General features: G+C 73.1%; 1 protein-coding gene and 2 pseudogenes. 1 reads left to right on the forward strand and 2 read right to left on the reverse strand.

The window, feature by feature from the left end:
* The first annotated feature begins 27 nt into the window (after positions 1 to 27).
* A pseudogene (rsmD, locus tag AC2W7C_RS17970) lies at positions 28 to 604 on the forward strand (16S rRNA (guanine(966)-N(2))-methyltransferase RsmD).
* On the opposite strand, the pseudogene AC2W7C_RS17975 reads toward rsmD, so the two are convergent.
* Both AC2W7C_RS17975 and AC2W7C_RS17980 read right to left on the reverse strand, forming a co-directional pair.
* Positions 587 to 861, reverse strand: a pseudogene (locus AC2W7C_RS17975) (YjhX family toxin). The pseudogenes rsmD and AC2W7C_RS17975 sit on opposite strands and share 18 nt — an antisense overlap.
* Positions 862 to 1,122: 261 nt before the next feature.
* Positions 1,123 to 1,378, reverse strand: a 256-nt coding sequence (locus AC2W7C_RS17980) for a hypothetical protein (RefSeq protein WP_486002578.1), incomplete at its 5' end; no start/stop codon positions are given.

Genomic DNA, 1,378 nt, shown 5'->3' on the forward strand with positions numbered 1-1,378 from the left:
CGCGGGCCCCGCTCGGGCGGTTGATCCATGCGCATCGTCGCCGGAAGCCTGGAAGGGCCGGGCCATCGTCGCGCCGGAGGGGCAGGGCACGCGCCCGACCTCGGACCGGGCGCGGCAGGCCATCTTCAACGTCCTGGAGCACGCCGCGTGGGCCGAGCCGCTGGACGGGACGCGGGTGATCGACCTGTACGCGGGCTCGGGGGCGCTGGGCTATGAGGCGATCAGCCGGGGCGCGGCCTTCGCCCTGTTCGTCGAGATCGACGACGAGGCCCGCGGCGCGATCCGCGAGAACGCCGACGCCTGGGGCCTGATGGGCCGCACCCGGGTGCACCGGCGCAGCGCGACGGACCTCGGGACCCGGCCAGGCTCGGACGGCGAAGCCTTCGACCTCGCCTTCCTGGACCCGCCGTACCGCAAGGGCCTGGGCGAGCAGACCCTGGTCCGGCTGATCGAGGGGAACTGGCTGAAGCCTGGCGCGGTGGTGGTGTTCGAGCGCGGCTCGGACGAGCCCGAGATCGACACACCCGGCTACGAGCGGCTGGACGCGCGCGACTACGGCGCCGCGCGCGTCCTGTTCCTGCGCGTCCTACCAGCGGCGGGCTGAGACCCGGTTGTCCAGCTGGCTGCGCATGCGCGCCAGGCCGTCGCGGTTGACCCGGTAGGGGCCGCCGTTCTGGCTGGCGATCAGGCCCTTGGTCTTCAGCTTCTTCCAGACCGACAGGGTGCAGTCGGTCAGCAGGAAGCCGTCGCGGGTGAAGCAGTCGGCGCGCACGATGCGGCCGTCGGCGTCGCGCTCGAGGACGATGCCGCCGCCTGGGCCAGGGCGTGCAGGGTGCGTTGCTCCGCACGGGAGATGTTCATTGGGTCTGTCCGGAAAGGCATGAGGGCTCGCGCCGGCGCGCGGGCGCCGACGGGCGGTTCAGAGGCTCTTCACAGACGGGCTGCGAAGGCCTCAGGCCTTGCGCGCAATCTCAGACATACACGTCCTGTCGGGAGGGTCCCGAGGGGTTGAACGACGGCCGTATAGCGCAGGTCGGGGTCCCGCGCCAAGCTCCGGCCTCATGACCATCGTCCGGGACATGCGCATCCCGGCCGGCCTGGCGGCGGCGCGGCGAGGTTAGGCTAGGCCGGCTCGTCGAGGTCCCGCATCGCCGCCGCATGGCCCGCGATGCGGGCCTTGGCGCGGCGGGCGTGGCGTTCGTAGAAGACGGCGCTGACGGCCAGGAAGACCACGGCGGGCAGGAAGAACCAGGGCCGCGAGCTCACCCCGGCCTCGGTCGCGACGACGGCCAGGAACAGGCCCGCGGCCGACGGTGATGGCCTGGCCGGCGCGCGCCCATTGCAGGCCCGAACGGGCCTGGCGGATGGCGGCCTGGAG

This window comes from Brevundimonas sp. CURTG3B2_SDJG (assembly GCF_057364705.1).